13 protein-coding genes are annotated in these 17,393 nt (G+C 72.1%); 6 read left to right on the forward strand and 7 right to left on the reverse strand.

The annotated features are described in order from the left end of the window. Positions 1-21: 21 nt before the first annotated feature. From IE118_RS02260 to IE118_RS02270, 3 genes are all read right to left on the reverse strand, one after another. Positions 22-1,572 (reverse strand): pectate lyase family protein, encoded by a 1,551-nt coding sequence (locus IE118_RS02260; protein WP_189555507.1) that lies wholly within the window; start codon positions 1,570-1,572, stop codon positions 22-24. A 326-nt stretch (positions 1,573-1,898) separates the two neighbouring features. Further along, positions 1,899-3,260 carry a gamma-glutamylpolyamine synthetase GlnA2 gene (gene glnA2, locus IE118_RS02265; protein ID WP_189555508.1) on the reverse strand — a complete coding sequence of 454 codons (1,362 nt, stop codon included), beginning with the start codon at positions 3,258-3,260 and terminating at the stop codon, positions 1,899-1,901. A 245-nt stretch (positions 3,261-3,505) separates the two neighbouring features. Then, positions 3,506-3,949, reverse strand: coding sequence for an RrF2 family transcriptional regulator (locus IE118_RS02270; RefSeq protein WP_189555509.1), 444 nt, complete (start codon positions 3,947-3,949; stop codon positions 3,506-3,508). Between the two features lie 197 nt (positions 3,950-4,146). Between IE118_RS02270 and IE118_RS02275 the strand changes: the two genes are divergently transcribed. The 3 genes from IE118_RS02275 to IE118_RS02285 all read left to right on the forward strand — a co-directional run bounded on the left by IE118_RS02275 (position 4,147) and on the right by IE118_RS02285 (position 7,275). Next, positions 4,147-4,809 carry a thioredoxin-like domain-containing protein gene (locus IE118_RS02275; protein WP_189555510.1) on the forward strand — a complete coding sequence of 221 codons (663 nt, stop codon included), beginning with the start codon at positions 4,147-4,149 and terminating at the stop codon, positions 4,807-4,809. Beyond that, positions 4,806-5,432: a DUF305 domain-containing protein gene (locus IE118_RS02280; RefSeq protein WP_189555511.1), complete on the forward strand. Its 627-nt coding sequence runs from the start codon at positions 4,806-4,808 to the stop codon at positions 5,430-5,432. Before IE118_RS02275 ends, IE118_RS02280 begins: the two co-directional genes overlap by 4 nt. Positions 5,433-5,505: 73 nt before the next feature. Continuing rightward, the gene (locus IE118_RS02285) at positions 5,506-7,275 is read left to right on the forward strand and encodes an NAD+ synthase (RefSeq protein WP_189555512.1); all 1,770 of its coding nucleotides are present in this window, start codon (positions 5,506-5,508) and stop codon (positions 7,273-7,275) included. Between the two features lie 97 nt (positions 7,276-7,372). Here the strand turns inward: IE118_RS02285 and IE118_RS02290 are convergent, their stop codons facing one another. The 3 genes from IE118_RS02290 to IE118_RS02300 form a co-directional block, all read right to left on the reverse strand. Next, positions 7,373-8,425, reverse strand: coding sequence for an endonuclease/exonuclease/phosphatase family protein (locus IE118_RS02290; protein WP_189555513.1), 1,053 nt, complete (start codon positions 8,423-8,425; stop codon positions 7,373-7,375). Between the two features lie 182 nt (positions 8,426-8,607). Beyond that, positions 8,608-9,228, reverse strand: a complete 621-nt coding sequence (locus IE118_RS02295) for a TetR/AcrR family transcriptional regulator (protein ID WP_189555514.1) — start codon at positions 9,226-9,228, stop codon at positions 8,608-8,610. Between the two features lie 41 nt (positions 9,229-9,269). Beyond that, complete coding sequence (locus tag IE118_RS02300) at positions 9,270-10,862, reverse strand: DHA2 family efflux MFS transporter permease subunit (RefSeq protein WP_189555515.1); 1,593 nt, start codon at positions 10,860-10,862, stop codon at positions 9,270-9,272. Between the two features lie 196 nt (positions 10,863-11,058). On the opposite strand from IE118_RS02300, the gene panB reads away from it, so the two are divergent. From panB to IE118_RS02315, 3 genes are all read left to right on the forward strand, one after another. Then, positions 11,059-11,937, forward strand: a complete 879-nt coding sequence (panB, locus tag IE118_RS02305) for a 3-methyl-2-oxobutanoate hydroxymethyltransferase (protein WP_189555516.1) — start codon at positions 11,059-11,061, stop codon at positions 11,935-11,937. Between the two features lie 230 nt (positions 11,938-12,167). Next, a complete protein-coding gene (locus IE118_RS02310; RefSeq protein ID WP_189555517.1) occupies positions 12,168-13,187 on the forward strand; it encodes an ATP-binding cassette domain-containing protein in 1,020 nt (339 codons plus the stop codon). Next, positions 13,184-14,035 carry an ABC transporter permease gene (locus IE118_RS02315; protein WP_189555518.1) on the forward strand — a complete coding sequence of 284 codons (852 nt, stop codon included), beginning with the start codon at positions 13,184-13,186 and terminating at the stop codon, positions 14,033-14,035. The genes IE118_RS02310 and IE118_RS02315 overlap by 4 nt, the downstream gene beginning before the upstream one ends. Here the strand turns inward: IE118_RS02315 and IE118_RS02320 are convergent, their stop codons facing one another. Next, positions 14,036-17,308 carry an ATP-binding protein gene (locus tag IE118_RS02320; protein ID WP_229846640.1) on the reverse strand — a complete coding sequence of 1,091 codons (3,273 nt, stop codon included), beginning with the start codon at positions 17,306-17,308 and terminating at the stop codon, positions 14,036-14,038. Positions 17,309-17,393 lie beyond the last annotated feature (85 nt).

The following is a 17,393-nucleotide window of genomic DNA, read 5'->3' on the forward strand; positions in this document are numbered from 1 at the left end:
GAGAGCGGCCCCCGGTACGCGTCAGCTCGCGTAGGTTTCGAACTCGGCGATCCTCGGGGTGCCGTTGGCGCTGGTGATCTCGAGGGTGATCTTCTTCAGGGACGTCGGGGCGAAGCCGATGACGCCCGAGCCGCTGCCGGAGGCCAGGACGGCGCCCGTGTCGTGGTTGAGGACACGGTAGGAGCCGATGGTGCCCGAGCCGGAGCCCAGGCGGATGTTGGCCTTGGAGACCGTGGTGGCGGAACCCCACTTGACCGAGACCGAGCCGGTCGAGCCGGACGGCGACCAGTAGGTGCTCAGGTTGCCGTCACGGACGTTGCCGTAGCTGGTGCCGTCGGCCTTGGAGGAACCGTCGGCGCCGGCGCCGAGGCTGAGGTTGGTGCCGGTGGGCGGGTCGGTCGGGTCCGGGTCGGTGGGGTCCGGGTCCGGGTCCGTCGGGTCGGGGTCGGTCGGGTCCGGGTTCTGCGGGGTGCAGCTGCCGTCCGAGACCTTCAGGCCCTTGTTGGCGCCGGCCGTCTGACTCACCACGCCCGGCACGCAGTTGGCCGCGTCGAGGGTGTAGGCGTACGGGATGCTCACCGAGGTGTTCGACGTCGGGTTCGGACCGGCCGGGTTGTTGTCGCCGCTGCGCGAGGACCAGGTCACGTTGTCGAAGATGTTCCCGCTGACCTGCCAGTAGCCGGCCTCGCTGGTGTAGAAGGTGCCGAGGACGTCCTTGGAGTCCTCGAAGTAGTTGTTGTCCACCTTGGCGCGGGCGCCGGCCCGGGAGTTGATCCCGGACTCGTTCAGGCTCTTGTAGTGGTTGTTGTAGACGTGCGCGATACCGCCGCGCAGCAGGGGCGCGCGGGAGTCGATGTTCTGGTACAGGTTGTGGTGGAACGTGACGTAGCCGTTGGAACGGTCGCTCTCGCTGGAGCCGATGAGGCCGCCGCGGCCGGAGTTGCGCAGGATGCTGTAGGACAGCGTGACGTACTGGGTGTTGTCCTTCATGTCGAACAGGCCGTCGTAGCCCTCGGACTCACCGCCGGACGCCTCCAGCGTGGCGTGGTCGACCCAGACGTTGCGGACACCGCTTTCCATGCCGATGGCGTCGCCGCCGTTCGAGGTGGGCGAGCCGGACTTCTTGACGTTCCGCACGGTCACGTTCTGGATGATGATGTTGCTGGACTCCCGGATGTGGATGCCCAGCTGGTCGAAGACGGCACCGCTGCCGACACCGACGATCGTGACGTTGCTGATCTGCTTGAGCTCGATCACGCCGGCCGCGGTGTTGCAGCTGCTGCCCGACACCTTGGCGGTGTTGCCGTGGTTGATGGTGCCCTCGACCTGGATGACGATCGGGGTCGAGCTGCTGGCCCGGCTGCACAGGGCCTGGTGAATGGCGGTTCCGGTGGTGGCACGGACCGTCTGGCCGCCCGCGCCGCCGGTGGTCCCGCCGTTCTGCGTCGCGTAGCCGGTGACACCGCCCGTCGCGGCGGATGCCGTGGACGTCGACACGGCCAGGCCGGTCGCGGCCGCGAGGGCTCCCGTGGCCAGTAAAGCGGAGAGCCGCACGGCGACTGATCGTCTCATCTCGTCCTCGCCTTTCGTTCTACGTGTCAGGGGGTGAGGGGACACCGCGGATGTCATGGGCATGACAGTGCAGCCGATGAGGGAGGGCGGGGTGGGCCGGACCCATCGGTGAGAAAGCGCTTTCTTTCTGTCTCTGTCGCGACAGTAGGGCCACGCCCGAGTGACTGGCAAGGCTCCGCGCAGTTACGGATCAGAAGCTTCCGCTTCGGTGGAACACGTGACTGTCGTCGGGGAACGCGCGGGGGCCGGTGGTCGGTGACCACCGGCCCCACGGGTCGGTCGGAGCGGGAACCCGCGGCGCGAACCCGCCGGGACCCGGTCCGCGCCTACAGCACCGGCAGGTTCTTCCGCAGCTCGAAGGCGGTGACCTCGGAGCGGTACTCCTCCCACTCCTGCTTCTTGTTGCGCAGGAAGAAGTCGAAGACGTGCTCGCCGAGGGTCTCGGCGGCCAGGTCGCTGCGCTGCATCAGGGCCAGGGCCTCGCCCAGGTTCTGCGGGAGGGGCTCGATGCCCAGCGCGCGGCGCTCCGCGTCGGAGAGGGCCCAGACGTCGTCCTCCGCGCCCGGGGGCAGTTCGTAGCCCTCCTCGATGCCCTTCAGGCCGGCCGCGAGGAGCAGGGCGTACGCCAGGTAGGGGTTGGCGCCGGAGTCGAGGGAGCGGACCTCCACGCGCGCCGAGCCGGTCTTGCCGGGCTTGTACATCGGCACCCGGACCAGGGCCGAGCGGTTGTTGTGGCCCCAGCAGATGTAGGACGGGGCCTCGCCGCCGGCGCCGGCGGTGCGCTCCGAGCCGCCCCAGATGCGCTTGTAGGAGTTGACCCACTGGTTGGTGACCGCGGAGATCTCCGCCGCGTGCCGCAGCAGGCCGGCGATGAAGGAGCGGCCGACCTTGGAGAGCTGGTACTCGGCGCCGGACTCGTAGAACGCGTTGCGGTCGCCCTCGAAGAGGGAGAGGTGGGTGTGCATGCCGGAGCCCGGATACTCGGAGAAGGGCTTGGGCATGAAGGTCGCCTGGACGCCCTGTTCCAGCGCCACCTGCTTCATGACCAGGCGGAACGTCATGATGTTGTCCGCCGTGGAGAGCGCGTCCGCGTAGCGCAGGTCGATCTCCTGCTGGCCGGGAGCGCCCTCGTGGTGGGAGAACTCCACCGAGATGCCCATCGACTCCAGCATGGTGATCGCCTGGCGGCGGAAGTCCATGCCGACGTTCTGCGGGGTGTGGTCGAAGTAGCCGGAGTTGTCCGCGGGGGTCGGGCGGCTGCCGTCCAGCGGCTTGTCCTTCAGCAGGAAGAACTCGATCTCCGGGTGGGTGTAGAACGTGAAGCCCAGGTCGGAGGTGCGGTTGAGGGCGCGCTTGAGGACGTAGCGCGGGTCGGCGAAGGACGGGGAGCCGTCCGGCATCAGGATGTCGCAGAACATCCGGGCCGTGCCGGGGGCCTCGGCGCGCCAGGGGAGGATCTGGAACGTCGACGGGTCCGGCTTGGCGATCATGTCGGACTCGTACACCCGGGCGAAGCCCTCGATGGCGGAGCCGTCGAAGCCGATCCCCTCGTCGAACGCCTGCTCCAGCTCGGCGGGGGCGACGGCCACGGACTTGAGGAAGCCCAGCACGTCGGTGAACCACAGGCGCACGAACCGGATGTCGCGCTCCTCCAACGTCCGGAGCACGAACTCCTGCTGCTTGTCCATCTTCCGCTTCCCCATCCTTGCCGGTCAGGCCGCCTGTCCGCGCCCGCGCCACGGGAGGCGGGCGGGCGTCCGAGCGGGCACACGGGCATCCCACCACACCAGCGTTTCATACGCGTTGCCGACCTTGATCGGCCGACCGGCGGTGGGGCGAACACCCCGCACACGACAGGTGTACCGCTCCGGTGTCCATCTTGCCTGTTCGGGGCCGTGTACGTCACGGGCGGTGGCGCCGGCCCCGCGGAGCCTCACGGTCTCGGCGAGATGCCCAGGAGCAGGGGGCCGGTGGGATCGGCGACGATGTCCGCGACCGTGACCGGGTCGAGTGTGGCGTAGAACGCCTCCTGGGCCCGGCGCAGGGCGCCGCGCAGCCGGCAGGCGGAGCTCAGCGGGCAGGGGGCCGAACCGACCGTGCCCTCGCAGTCGACCACGTCCCCCTCACCCTCGAAGGCGCGGACCAGGGCGCCCACGGAGGCGGTGCGGCCCTCCTCCGTCAGCCCCAGGCCGCCGCCCCGGCCGCGCCGGGCCGTGAGCAGGCCCATGTGCTGGAGCTCGGCGACGACCTTGGCGGCGTGGGTGTACGGCACGTCCATGGCCGTGGCCACGTCCCGGGTGGTGGGGTTCGGGTCGCCGGTCACGGCGAGGCGCATGAGGACCCGGAGAGCCAGGTCGGTGGAGCGCAGGAGCCGCATACCGTGCAGGGTAGGTAATGCGAATCGGCGGTTCAAATTAGTGGAGGTGGAGGTTGTGTGTGGTTCCGGGCGGGCGGGGGCGGGCGGGTGCCGGGTCCGGTCGGATTCCGATTCTCACCGCCTCTACGACTCGCCCCGCCTTCCCTATTACGATCAGCTGATCCGTTCGTCCCACGCCTCCCCCGAAGGACACTCCCATGGGCTCCGCCAAGAAGAGCAGCGCGGCACGTACGGCACGCATAGAGGAGATGCGGCGCGCCGAGAAGGCCCGCGAGCGCCGCAACCGGATCCTCGTCATCACGGCCAGTGTGGCGGTCGTCGCCGGTCTCGCCGTCGGTGGGGTGGTGCTCGTCCAGTCGCAGTCGGACGGCGGCGGCAGCTCGGCGGGCGACGCGAAGAACGCCGGCAAGTTCGTCACCGGCAAGGACGGCGTGCGTGCCTGGGAGGGCGACCTCGGCCGCAACCACGTGACCAAGGCCGTGGACTACCCCGTCACTCCCCCGGTGGGCGGTGACCACAACCCCGCGTGGATGAACTGCAACGGGGACGTCTACGCCGACGAGATCAACAACACCAACGCGGTGCACTCGCTGGAGCACGGAGCCGTGTGGGTGACGTACAACGGGGACGCCGGCAAGGCCGACGTGGACGCGCTGGCCGCCAAGGTGAAGAAGACGCCGTACACGTTCATGAGCCCCGTGGACGGGCAGAAGGAGCCGCTGCTGCTGACCGCCTGGGGGCACCAGCGGACGGTGACCGGGGCGGACGACCCGGCCGTGGACACGTTCCTCCAGAAGTTCGTCCAGGGTGAGCAGACGCCCGAGCCCGGGGCCGCGTGCACCAACGGACTGAGCAAGTGAGGCAGTTCCCGCTGATCGTGGGGGCCGCGGTGACGGCGCTCCTCGCGACCGGGGCGATCACCTACGCGGTGGCCGGGGACGAGGGGGCGTCGGGCGTCGTACCGGCCGCGGACTCGGCGGACGCCGGGTTCGCCCGCGACATGGCCGTGCACCACCAGCAGGCCGTGGAGATGTCGTACGTCGTGCGGGACCGGACGGACGACGAGGAGGTCCGGCGGCTCGCGTACGACATCGCCCAGACGCAGGCCAACCAGCGGGGCATGATGCTCGGCTGGCTCGATCTGTGGGAGCTGCCCAAGGTGTCCGCGGATCCGCCCATGACCTGGATGGGGATGGACGGGAGCGCCTTTGGCGAGGACGGGGCGCTGATGCCGGGGATGGCGACGAACGCCGAGATGAAGCGGCTGGGGACGCTGAACGGGAAGCAGGCGGAGATCTTCTACCTCCAGCTCATGACGGAGCACCACAAGGGTGGGGTCCACATGGCGCAGGGGTGCGTGAACGCCTGCGAGGTCGGGGTCGGGAAGCGGCTCGCGCGGGGCATGGTGGAGGCGCAGGAGTCGGAGATCGCGCTGATGGCGGCGATGCTGAAGGAGCGGGGGGCGACCGCCTCCCGGCCGTGACCGCGCGGGTCCCGGCCGTGCGGACACCGGGGCTCCGAGACATCGCGTCGGTTTGACGATTACACTGGGGCGCGTGCCTCAACTACGTCTCGCCCTGAACCAGATCGACTCGCGCGTCGGTGATCTCGCCGGCAACGCCGAAACGATTGTCCGCTGGACCCGGCACTCCGCCGAACAGGGAGCGCACCTCGTGGCGTTCCCGGAGATGGTGCTGACCGGGTACCCCGTCGAGGACCTCGCCCTGCGGTCGGCCTTCGTCGAAGCCTCCCGGGCGGCGCTGCGCTCCCTCGCCGCGCGGCTCGCCGAGGAGGGCTTCGGGGAGCTCCCGGTGATCGTCGGCTATCTCGACCGCAGTGCCGCCGCCCAGCCCCGGTACGGGCAGCCGGCCGGTGCGCCGCAGAACGCGGGCGCCGTGCTGTACGGGGGTGAGGTGGCGCTGACCTACGCCAAGCACCACCTGCCGAACTACGGCGTCTTCGACGAGTTCCGGTACTTCGTCCCCGGCGACACCATGCCGGTGGTGCGGGTGCGGGGCGTGGACGTCGCCCTCGCCATCTGCGAGGACCTGTGGCAGGACGGGGGGCGGGTGCCGGCGGCGCGCTCGGCACGGGCCGGGCTGCTGCTGTCGATCAACGCCTCGCCGTACGAGCGGGACAAGGACGACACCCGGCTGGAGCTGGTGCGCAAGCGGGCGCAGGAGGCCGGGTGCACGACCGCGTACCTCGCGACGACGGGCGGCCAGGACGAGCTCGTCTTCGACGGGGACTCGATCGTGGTGGACGGTGCCGGTGAGGTCGTGGCGCGGGCGCCGCAGTTCGCCGAGGCGTGCGTCGTGGTCGACCTGGAGCTGCCCGCGGCGGTCGCCGACGCGCCGGTGGGTGTGGTCGACGACGGGCTGCGGATCGAACGGCTCGTGCTGTCGGAGGAGCCCGTGCCCGCGTACCGGGCGGAGCCCGCCGGGGGGTACGCCGAGCGGCTTGACGACGACGAGGAGGTGTACTCCGCGCTGGTCGTGGGGCTGCGGGCGTACGTCACGAAGAACGGTTTCCGGTCCGTGCTGATCGGGCTGTCCGGGGGGATCGACTCGGCGCTGGTCGCCGCGATCGCCTGTGACGCGGTGGGCGCGGAGAACGTCTACGGCGTGTCCATGCCGTCGAAGTACTCCTCGGAGCACTCGAAGGGCGACGCGGCGGAGCTGGCGCGCCGGACGGGGCTGAACTACCGGACCGTCGCGATCGAGCCGATGTTCGACGCGTACATGGGGTCGCTGGGGTTGACGGGCCTCGCGGAGGAGAACCTGCAGTCGCGGCTGCGGGGGACGCTGCTGATGGCGATCTCCAACCAGGAGGGGCACATCGTGCTGGCCCCCGGGAACAAGTCGGAGCTGGCGGTCGGGTACTCGACGCTGTACGGGGACTCGGTCGGGGCGTACGGGCCGATCAAGGACGTGTACAAGACGTCGGTGTTCCGGCTGGCGGAGTGGCGCAACCGGGCGGCGGTGGAGCGGGGGCAGACGCCGCCGATCCCGGAGAACTCGATCTCCAAGCCGCCGAGTGCGGAGCTGCGGCCGGGGCAGGTGGACACGGACTCGCTGCCGGACTATCCGGTGCTCGACGCGATCCTGGCGCTGTACGTGGACCGGGACCAGGGGGCCGACGAGATCGTCGCGGCCGGGTTCGACGCGGAGCTGGTGGCGAAGACGCTGCGGATGGTGGACCGGGCGGAGTACAAGCGGCGGCAGTACCCGCCGGGTACGAAGATCTCCCCGAAGGGCTTCGGCAAGGACCGCCGGCTGCCGATCACCAACGGGTGGCGCGAGGGCGCGGCGGGGACGGCCGGCTGACGGCCGCCGCTCGTGTGCCCGCGGCGCGGCTGCGCTTCGCCCGCCGCGGGCAGCCGTGCCGGCTCGCCCCGGTACCGGGGCGGCACCGGGGCCCGTTCTAGTCCGACGGAGTCGTGAGCGTGACACGGGCCGCGACCGGGAGGTGGTCGCTGGCCGTGGCCGGGAGGGTCCAGGAGCTCTCCGGTTCGGCGCCCCTGACCAGGATCTGGTCGATCCGCGCCATCGGGAACGACGCCGGCCAGCTGAAGCCGAACCCGCTGCCCACCGCGCCCTGCGTGGAGCGCATCTGGGAGGTGACCGCGTTCAGGGCGCGGTCGTTCATCGTGCCGTTGAGGTCGCCGAGCAGGACGACGTTCGGCAGGGGCTCGCCGGCGATGGCCTCCCCCAGCGCGTCGGCGCTCTTGTCGCGCTGCCGGGCCGTGAAGCCGGCCTCCATCTTCACCCGCACCGAGGGCAGATGGGCGACGTAGACCGCGACCTGACCGGCGGGCGACGAGACGGTGGCCCGCATCGCGCGCTTCCAGCCGAGGCGGATGTCGACCGCCTTCACGTCGGTCAGCGGGTACTTGCTCCACAGACCGACGGTTCCCACCACCGCGTGGTGCTTGTACGCCGGTGCCAGCGCCGACTCGTAGGCGGGGACCTTCGACGCCTTCAGCTCCTCCAGGGCCAGCACGTCCGCGCCCGCGGCGGCGACGTCGCGGGCCGTGCGGGCCGGGTCCGGGTTGTCGGCGTTGACGTTGTGGGTGACCACCGTCAGGTCGCCGCCGGGCACGTTCTTGTCGCTGAGCAGGCCGCCGAAGAGGTTCAGCCAGACGGCGGCCGGGAGGATCGTCGCGATCAGCGCCGTCGCCGACCTGCGGACCAGCGCGAGGACGAGCAGCAGCGGGATGAACAGGCCCAGCCAGGGCAGGAACGTCTCCGTCAGGCTGCCGAGGTTGCCGATCCGGTTCGGGATGTGGGAGTGACCCAGCATGACCAGGGCCAGCAGGGCCGCGCAGGCCGCCAGGACCAGGCCCCGGCGCCAGACGCGGCGGTCGCCGCGCCACCCTCTGCCCAGGCGGTCCACCAGGCGCCGGAACGGGGAGACCGGGCGCTCGGGCCCCGAGCCGCCGCCGTCCGTCTCCGTCATGTACGCCTGCTGCGCCATACCGTCGCCTCACAACCTGCCGTGCACACCGTCACCCCGTTGGTGAAGACCCTAGGGGATGTTCGGCTCCGATCTCGCCGCCGCTCGGCGGCCGTACGGGGGCGAGGACGTACGGGGGCGCCCGGACAGTTCCGGACGGGGGCGGTGAAAGCGCCGTCTGTGACCGAACCCGCACCCGGGAACTAGCCGCTGACGGGGCGTAGGCCCTGGAGGAGGGTGTCCACGACGCGTGCGGCGAGGTCGTCCGGGAGGTCGGCGTCGGGACACAGGACGGTACGGACGAGGACGGGGCCGACGACGATGTCGTGGAGGAGTTCCACGTCGACGTCGGCGCGCAGTTCGCCGTTCTCCCGGCCCCGGCGCAGCACCTCGAGACCGAGCGTGCGCCGCGGCACGACGACGGTGTCGTGATAGGCGGCCCAGAGGTGCGGGCTGCTCTTCATCTGGGCGTGCACGTTGTGCAGGATCGCCGAGGTCCTGCCCGCCGGGCCGCGCGGCCGCAGGGACTCCAGCAGGACGACGAGGTCGTCGCGCACGGAGGTGCCGGGCAGTTCGGGGTCCGGCGGCCCGGCGGCGCGCACCACGTCGACGAAGAGGTCCTCCTTGCCGCTCCAGCGGCGGTAGATGGTGGCCTTGCCGACGCCCGCGGTGCGGGCGATGCGCTCGATGGAGAGCTCCGCGAGGGGCACGCCGTCCTCCAGGAGCCCCATCACCGACTCGATGACGGCGCGTTCGACCGCCTCGCTGCGGGGGCGGCCCCGTGCGGGTCCCTCCTGCCGGGGGGCGGTGCCGGACGGAGTCACGTCGTCGGTTCCTTTCGGTGGGCTGCGCCGATTGTCTCCCCTCAGTCCGCGGCCGAGACCAATTCCGGCCCCCGGTCGCCCTCTTCGGACTTCGGCGGCCGGCCGGGCAGGTAGACGGCGACGACGACCGCGCCGAGCGCCGCGATGCCCGCCCCCCACAGGGCCGTGATGTGCATCGCGTGCAGGAACGCCTCGTCGGCCGCGCGGGTCAGGGCCTCGCCGCCGGCGCCCAGGCGGTCCGCGACGGCCAGGGTGGCCTCGATGGACTCGCCCGCGGCGTGCCGGGCGCCGAACGGCAGCAGGCCGAGTTCGTCCTCGATGTCGCCGCGGTAGGCGGTGGACAGCACCGAGCCCAGTACGGCGATGCCCAGGGCGCCGCCGATCTGGCGGAAGGTGTTGCTGAGCGCGGAGGCGGACCCCGCCTTCTCCCGCGGCAGGGCCTGCATGATGACGACGCTGACCGGCGTCATGACGTGCGCCATGGCGGCGCCCATGAGGAAGAAGACGGTCTCCATCACCCAGAGCGGGGTGTCCCGGCCCAGCAGGACGAACGCGGCCAGCGTCGCCGCGAGCAGGAGCAGGCCGGCGGTCGTGGTGGCCCGGTTGCCGAAGCGGTCCACCGCGAGGCGGGCCCGGGGGGCGAAGACGAGCTGGGAGACGGCCAGCGGCAGCATCAGCAGGCCCGTCTCCAGCGGCGAGTAGCCGCGCACGCTCTGGATGTAGAACACCGCGAAGAACGTCACACCCATCAGGGCGAAGAACACCAGCGTGACCGCGACGATCGCCGCGGAGAACACCTTGTTCCCGAAGTAGGCCATGTCGACGGACGGGTGCTCGCTGCGCTTCTCGTGCACCACGAAGGCGACGAGGACGGCGAGTCCGGCGCCGGTGGTGGCGAGCACGGTGGCGTCGGTGAAGTCGGCGAGCTGGCCGCCCTTGATGATGCCGTAGACCAGCAGCACCAGGCCGGTGACGGACAGCACGACGCCGACGGGGTCGATCCGGCCGGGACGCGGGTCGCGGGAGTCGGGGACCAGCCACAGCATCAGCGCGACGGCGAGGACGACGATGGGCACGTTGACCAGGAAGACCGAGCCCCACCAGAAGTGGTCCAGGAGCAGTCCGCCGGTGATCGGGCCGATCGCGATGGCCAGGCCCACGCCGCCCGCCCAGACACCGATGGCCTTCGGCTGCTCGTCGCGTTCGAAGACGTTCATCAGGACGGCCAGGGTGGCCGGCATGACGAACGCCGCGCCCACTCCCATCACGGCGCGGAAGCCGATCAGCTCGGCCGGTGAACCGGAGAACGCGGCGAGCGCGGACCCGATGCCGAACGCGGCGAGACCGCCGATCAGCACCTTCTTGCGGCCGAGCCGGTCCCCCAGGAGTCCCGCGGTGAAGAGCAGGCCGGCGAAGACGAGCGTGTAGGAGTTGATCGCCCACTCCAGCTCGCTCTGCGTGGCGCCCAGGCCGGCGGGGGCCGGTGTGGAGATCGTCTTGATGGCGACGTTCAGGATCGAGTTGTCCACGACGACGATCAGCAGGCTCAGCATCAGCACGCCGAGGATCGCCCAGCGGCGCCGGTGCACGGCTTCCGGGACCCTGCGGGCAGGTGGGGCGGCAGGAGAGGTCATGCGGCTCAGCGTAGCCATTTTCGATACGACACCGTCTCGTATCAGGGGGCGTTTTGCCCGGTTATTTCCAGGACATCCCGCGCGGACGCGGTGGCCGGGGGCTGCCTCTGGCCCTCGCCCGGTCGAGGTGCCACCATGGACGTGGTCCGGGGACGCCGTCAGGGCGCCTCGAGATGACGTGTTGGGAGACGGTTCCATGACGCAGCTTTCGGCTGCCCGGACCGGGACGGCACCCGGTTCCCCCTCCGGTGGCAAGACGCTGTACGGAGGCAAGGGCTCGCGCCGCATCACTGTCCGTGACATCGCCCTCGCCAAGGAGCGCGGCGAGAAGTGGCCCATGCTCACCGCGTACGACGCGATGACCGCGTCCGTGTTCGACGAGGCCGGCATCCCGGTCATGCTCGTCGGCGACTCCGCGGGCAATTGCCACCTCGGGTACGAGACCACGGTGCCCGTCACCCTGGACGAGATGACCATGCTGTCCGCCGCGGTCGTACGGGGCACCTCGCGCGCCCTGATCGTGGGCGACCTGCCGTTCGGCTCCTACCAGGAGGGCCCGGTGCAGGCGCTGCGCTCGGCCACCCGGCTGATCAAGGAGGCGGGCGTGGGCGCCGTGAAGCTGGAGGGCGGCGAGCGCTCGCACCGGCAGATCGAGCTGCTCGTGGAGTCCGGCATCCCGGTGATGGCCCACATCGGGCTGACCCCGCAGTCGGTGAACGCGATGGGGTACCGGGTCCAGGGCCGCGGCGAGGAGGCCGCGCAGCAGCTGCTGCGGGACGCGAAGGCCGTGCAGGACGCGGGCGCCTTCGCGGTGGTGTTGGAGCTGGTCCCGGCGGAGCTTGCGGCCGAGGTCACCCGGATGCTCCAGATCCCCACCGTCGGGATCGGCGCGGGCCCGCAGACGGACGCCCAGGTGCTGGTGTGGACCGACATGCTCGGGCTCACCGGGGGCCGGGTGCCGAAGTTCGTCAAGCAGTACGCCGACCTGCGCGAGGTCATGAGCGGGGCGGCGCGGGCGTTCGCCGAGGACGTGGTCGGCGGGACGTTCCCGGAGGAAGCGCACTCCGTGCACTGATGACGTGCCCCGGGCGGCTTCGCCGCCACTGACCCGTTCGGGTCACCGAGCCACTGCCGCACCACCTGTCGGCCCCGTCGATCTTCCCCCGTCGGCGGGGCCGACCCTTCGGTGCGCCCGCACCGCAGGGGCACCGTCGGCGGAGCTGTCGGTGGATGTCGGTGGGATGTCGGTGGAGCTGTCGGTGGGATGTCGGGGGTCTGTCGGCGGGGGTTGCGACAGTCGTCGGCATGACGCGAAACGACAAGACATCGGGGAGCGCCGTTTCCGTACGGGGGCTGGTCAAGCACTACGGGGAGACCAAGGCGCTGGACGGGGTCGACCTGGAGGTCCGCGAGGGCACCGTCATGGGGGTGCTCGGGCCGAACGGGGCCGGCAAGACCACGCTGGTGCGGATCCTGTCCACGCTGCTCACGCCGACGGCCGGGCACGCCACCGTCGCCGGGTACGACGTGGTCCGCCAGCCCCGGCAGCTGCGCCGGGTGATCGGGCTGACCGGACAGTACGCCTCCGTGGACGAGAAGCTCCCCGGCTGGGAGAACCTGTACCTGATCGGGCGGCTGCTCGACCTGCCCCGCAAGGAGGCACGGGCCCGTGCCGACGAACTGCTGGAACGGTTCTCGCTCACCGAGGCGGCACGGCGGCCGGCCGCCACGTACTCCGGCGGGATGCGGCGGCGCCTCGACCTGGCCGCCTCGATGATCGGCCGGCCGGCCGTGCTGTACCTGGACGAACCGACCACCGGCCTCGACCCCCGTACCCGCAACGAGGTGTGGGACGAGGTCAAGCGCCTGGTCGGGGACGGGGTGACGGTGCTGCTGACCACCCAGTACATGGAGGAGGCGGAACAGCTCGCCTCCGAGCTGACCGTCGTCGACCGGGGCAAGGTCATCGCGAGCGGCGGCATCGAGCAGCTGAAGGCGAGGGTCGGCGGCCGTACGCTGCGGATCCGCCCGGCCGACCCGCTGCGGCTGCGCCCGCTGGCCGAGGCGCTCGACGCCCTCGGCATCACCGGACTGGCGTCCACCACCGTGGACACCGAACGGGGCGCCGTGCTCGTACCGGTGCTCAGTGACGAGCAACTGACCGCCGTGGTCGGCGCGGTCACCGCGCACGGGATCACGCTCAGCTCCCTCACCACCGAACTGCCCAGCCTGGACGAGGTGTTCCTGTCCCTCACCGGCCACCGCGCCAGTGCCCCGCAGGACGCCGCGCCCGCCGAGACCCCCGAGGAGGTCGTCGCCGCATGAGTGCCGCCACCGCCACCACCGCGACCACCGCCGCCACCGCCACCGCCGCCGGTGACCTCCGTGCCGACGGGCGCATCCCGCTGCGCGCCCATGTGCGGCACACGAGCGCACTGGTGCGCCGCAACCTGCTGTGGATCCGGCAGGACCCGGAGTCGATGTTCGACGCCGTGCTCTTCCCGATCGTCTTCACCCTGCTGTTCGTGTACGTCTTCGGCGGCTCCATCGGGCAGTCGCTGGGCGGCGGGCAGGAGGCCTACGTGCAGTACATCGTGCCCGGGCTGATGGCCATGATGGGCATGAACATGGCCCAGGGGGTGGGTACGGGCTTCAACCAGGACTTCAACACCGGCGTCATGGACCGCTTCCGGTCGCTCCCCATCGGGCGCGGCTCGGTGCTGTTCGCGAAGATCTCGGTCGAGATGATGCGGATGCTGATCGCCACGGCGATCCTCATGGTCGTCGGGGTGCTCGTCGGATTCGACATCACCGACTGGCCGGGGCTGTTCGCCGCCGTGGGACTGTCCGCGGTGTTCGGATCGGCGCTGATGTGGGTCTTCCTCACCCTGGGCGTGGTGATGAAGAACGCGCAGTCGGTGCAGGCGATGGGCTTCCTGGTGCTGATGCCGCTGCAGTTCGGCTCGTCCATCTTCGCGCCGCCGCAGTCGATGCCGGGCTGGCTGCAGAACTTCACCGAGTACAACCCGCTGTCCTCGCTCGCGGACGCCGCGCGCGGGCTGATGGTGGGCGGTCCGGTCGCGCAGGACCTGTGGATGACGCTCGCCTGGTCGGTGGGGATCACCGCCGTGATGGCGCCGGTCGCGATCCACAAGTTCCGTACGAAGACCTGATCACGCGGGTTCGAGCAGGGCGGCGGCCTCCTCCTCGGAGAGGCCGGCGCCCTCGGCGTACGCGGCCTCGTATGCCGCGTCGCCGAGGACCGCACGGGTGCGCGCCTCCGCGCGTTCGCGCACCTGGCGTTCCACCAGCCCGGCGTGGTGCCCGGGCGGCAGCCAGGAGTCGGCGGCGCCGACGCAGCGGGCCGCGTCCCGGGCGTGCCGCCCCGCGTCGAGTCCGGCGAGGGCGACGGCACCGAGGGTGAGGTAGGCGGCGCGCATGTGCGGCGCCATGGCGGCGGCCAGCGGATCGCCCGCCTGCCGGACCGCCTCACGGACGACGGCCAGGCCCCGCTCGTCGTCGCCCTCGGCGATCTCCAGCCAGCCCTCGGCGCCCAGGATGAACGCGTCGAAGACGACGTAGTGCGCGATGACGAACTCCTCGCGCAGGGCCCGCAGGTGCTCGCGCGCCTCCGCCGTGCGCCCGGTCGAGCAGAGCCAGCCGGTGAGGAAGAGCCGGGCGGCGGGCAGGGCCTCGGTGTGCCGGCCCCGCGAGTCCTCGATAACCCCGCGCAGCAGCCGCTCACCGCGCTCGTGGTCGCCGGCCTCCAGCAGCGCGCTGCCCAGCCGTGCGGTGAGCACGGCCCGGTGGGCGCGGGCGCCGAGGCGGTCCGCGCACTCGATCGCCGCTTCGAAGTCCGCGGCGGCCTCCACGTACGCGCCGGCCCGTTCGCGGGCCTCTCCGCGGGCGGAGAGGGCCTCGGCGATGCCCCAGGTGTCACCGAGCCCGCGGTGGATCTCCAGCGCCTCGTCGGCGTCGCGGCGGGCGTCACCGGCCCAGTCACTGCGGTTGGCGAGGAAGTTGGCGCGCAGCTGGAGGTTGCAGGCCAGCTCCCACTCGAACCCCGGGTTCTCCCGGCAGGTCCGGATCGCCGCGTCGACCACGAGGCGCAGCCGCTCCATGTCGCCGGTCAGCATCACGGCGAACACCCAGAGCAGGCCCGGCGGACGGCAGACCTGCGGCAAGCCGGGTGCGTAGGTCGCGCCGACGAGGCGCAGCTTGTGCTGGGCCTGCGGGGTCTGCCAGTCGTCCAGCTCGGTGTCCATGTGGGCCAGGTGGGCGAGGTGCACCCCGCGCCGGGCCTCGGCGAGGACCTCCCCGGTCATGGGCGGCGGGGCGTCGGTGCAGCGCTGCCACAGCGGGGCGGCGGGCCGTACCGGCTCGGTGAACGGGTCGGGGGCGAGGGCCATCACCTCGGAGCACCAGTTGCGGGCCTCGATGCGCAGGTCGCGCATCTGCCAGTACCAGGTGAGCGACAGGGTGATGCACAGGGCCTCCTGCTCGTCGCGCAGGGCGACGGCGTGACGCAGGGCCGTACGCACGTTCTCGTACTCCCGCTCCAGCAGCGCGATGGCGGCCGGCTGGCGCGGGCCGCGCAGCATCGGCTCGGTGGTGCGGGCGAGTTCGCGGTAGTACGTCAGGTGCGCCCGCTCGGCCTCCGGGCGGCGCCCGGACTCGTCGAGGCGCTCGCCGGCGTACTCGGCGACGGTCTCCAGGAGGCGGTAGCGCATCTCGCCGTCACCGGAGAGGGCGGCCACCACCAGCGACTTGTCGACGAGGGAGCCGAGCGCGTCGAGTGCGGCCGGTCCGCAGACGGCCTCGGCGGCGACGAGGTCGCAGCCGCCCGCGAAGACCGACAGGCGGCACAGGACGTCGCGTTCGTCCTCGTCGAGCAGGTCCCAGGACCAGTCGACGACGGCCCGCAGGGTCTGCTGCCTGGGCAGGGCGGTGCGGCTTCCCGAGGTGAGCAGCCGGAAGCGGTCGTCGAGCCGGTCGGCGATCCGGCGCGGGCTGAGCATCCGCAGCCGCGCGGCGGCGAGTTCGATGGCGAGTGGCAGCCCGTCGAGACGGCGGCAGATCTCGGCGCACGCCTCCGGGTCGTCCTCCGTGGAGAAGCCCGGGCGGGCCGCGGCCCCGCGGTCGGCGAGCAGCCGCAGCGCGACCGGCTCGGGCAGCGGCTCCACCGGGCGCAGCAACTCCCCGCGCACGCCCAGGGGTTCGCGGCTGGTGGCGAGCACGGTGAGGCCGGGGCAGCGCTCCAGCAGCGTCTCGACGAGGTGGGCGGCGGCGTCGACGACGTGCTCGCAGTTGTCGAGGATCAGCAGCATGCGGCGCCGGCCGCAGTGCTCGGCGAGACGTTCCACCGGGTCGGCGTGCCGGTCGGTGACGGCCCGCATGCTCTCGGCGCCGGCACCGTACAGGACGGTCTCGCGGGCGCCGACGGCGGTGAGCACGGCCTCGGGCACGGCGCCCGGGTCGTCGACGGGGGCGAGTTCGACCAGCCACACGCCGTCCGGGGTGGCCTGCCGCACCGTCTCGGCGGCCTCCTGGGAGAGCCGGGTCTTGCCCGCCCCGCCGGGTCCGAGGAGGGTGACGAGCCGGGCGGCGGCGAGGTCGGCGCGGATGGTCTCGATGTCGCTCTCCCGGCCGACGAACGAGGTCAGCCGGGCCCGCAGGTTGCCCGGCGGCACGTCCCGCGGCGCCCGGGCGGCGGCCGGCTCCGGCCCCGGTCCCAGCAACTCCGCGTGCAGCGACCGCAGTTCCGGGCCGGGGTCGGAGCCGAGGCGGTCGGCGAGCAGGCGTCGTACGCCCTCGTAGGCGGCGAGCGCCTCGGCGCTGCGGCCGGTGTCGCGCAGGGCGCGCAGCCGCAGGGTCTGGAGGGGTTCGTCGAGGGGGTGGCGGTCGCACAGGGCGGTCAGCTCGGGCAGGGACTGCTCGGCGCCGCCGAGGGCGAGGGCGGCGGTGTGCCGGGCGCGCAGCACGTCCAGGTGCCGGGTCTCGACGCGGGCCGCCTCGGCGGTGCGGTCGGGCAGCCCGGCCAGGGCGGCGCCGCCGCGCCACAGGGCGAGGGCGTCGTCCAGTACGGCGGCGGCCTTCGCCGGGTCGCCGTCGGCCAGGGCGCGCAGCCCCTCACCGGCCAGCCGCTCGAAGCGGTGCAGGTCGATGTCGTCGGGCGTGGCGGTCAGCCGGTAGCCGCCGTCGGCGGACGTGATCGCGTCCGCTCCGAGCGCCCGGCGCAACCGGCCGACCAGGGCCTGCAGCGCACCGGTCGCGTCGGCCGGCGGGGCACCGTCCCACACCTCGTCGACCAGCAGCCCCACGGGGACCGTACGCCCGGGCCGCAGGGCGAGCACGGTCAGCAGCGCACGCAGCCGCGCCCCGCCGACGGGGACGACGGTGCCGTCGGGACGGAGTGCCTGGGTGGTACCGAGGATGCGATAGCGCACGGGGTCATTCTCTCCGGTACCGGTCGCGGGGGTCACAGGGGTCGGCCGGGGTGGCGGGGGTTTCGGGCCGGACCCGGATCACGGG

It is taken from the genome of Streptomyces pilosus (genome assembly GCF_014649835.1).
GTDB lineage: Bacteria > Actinomycetota > Actinomycetes > Streptomycetales > Streptomycetaceae > Streptomyces > Streptomyces pilosus.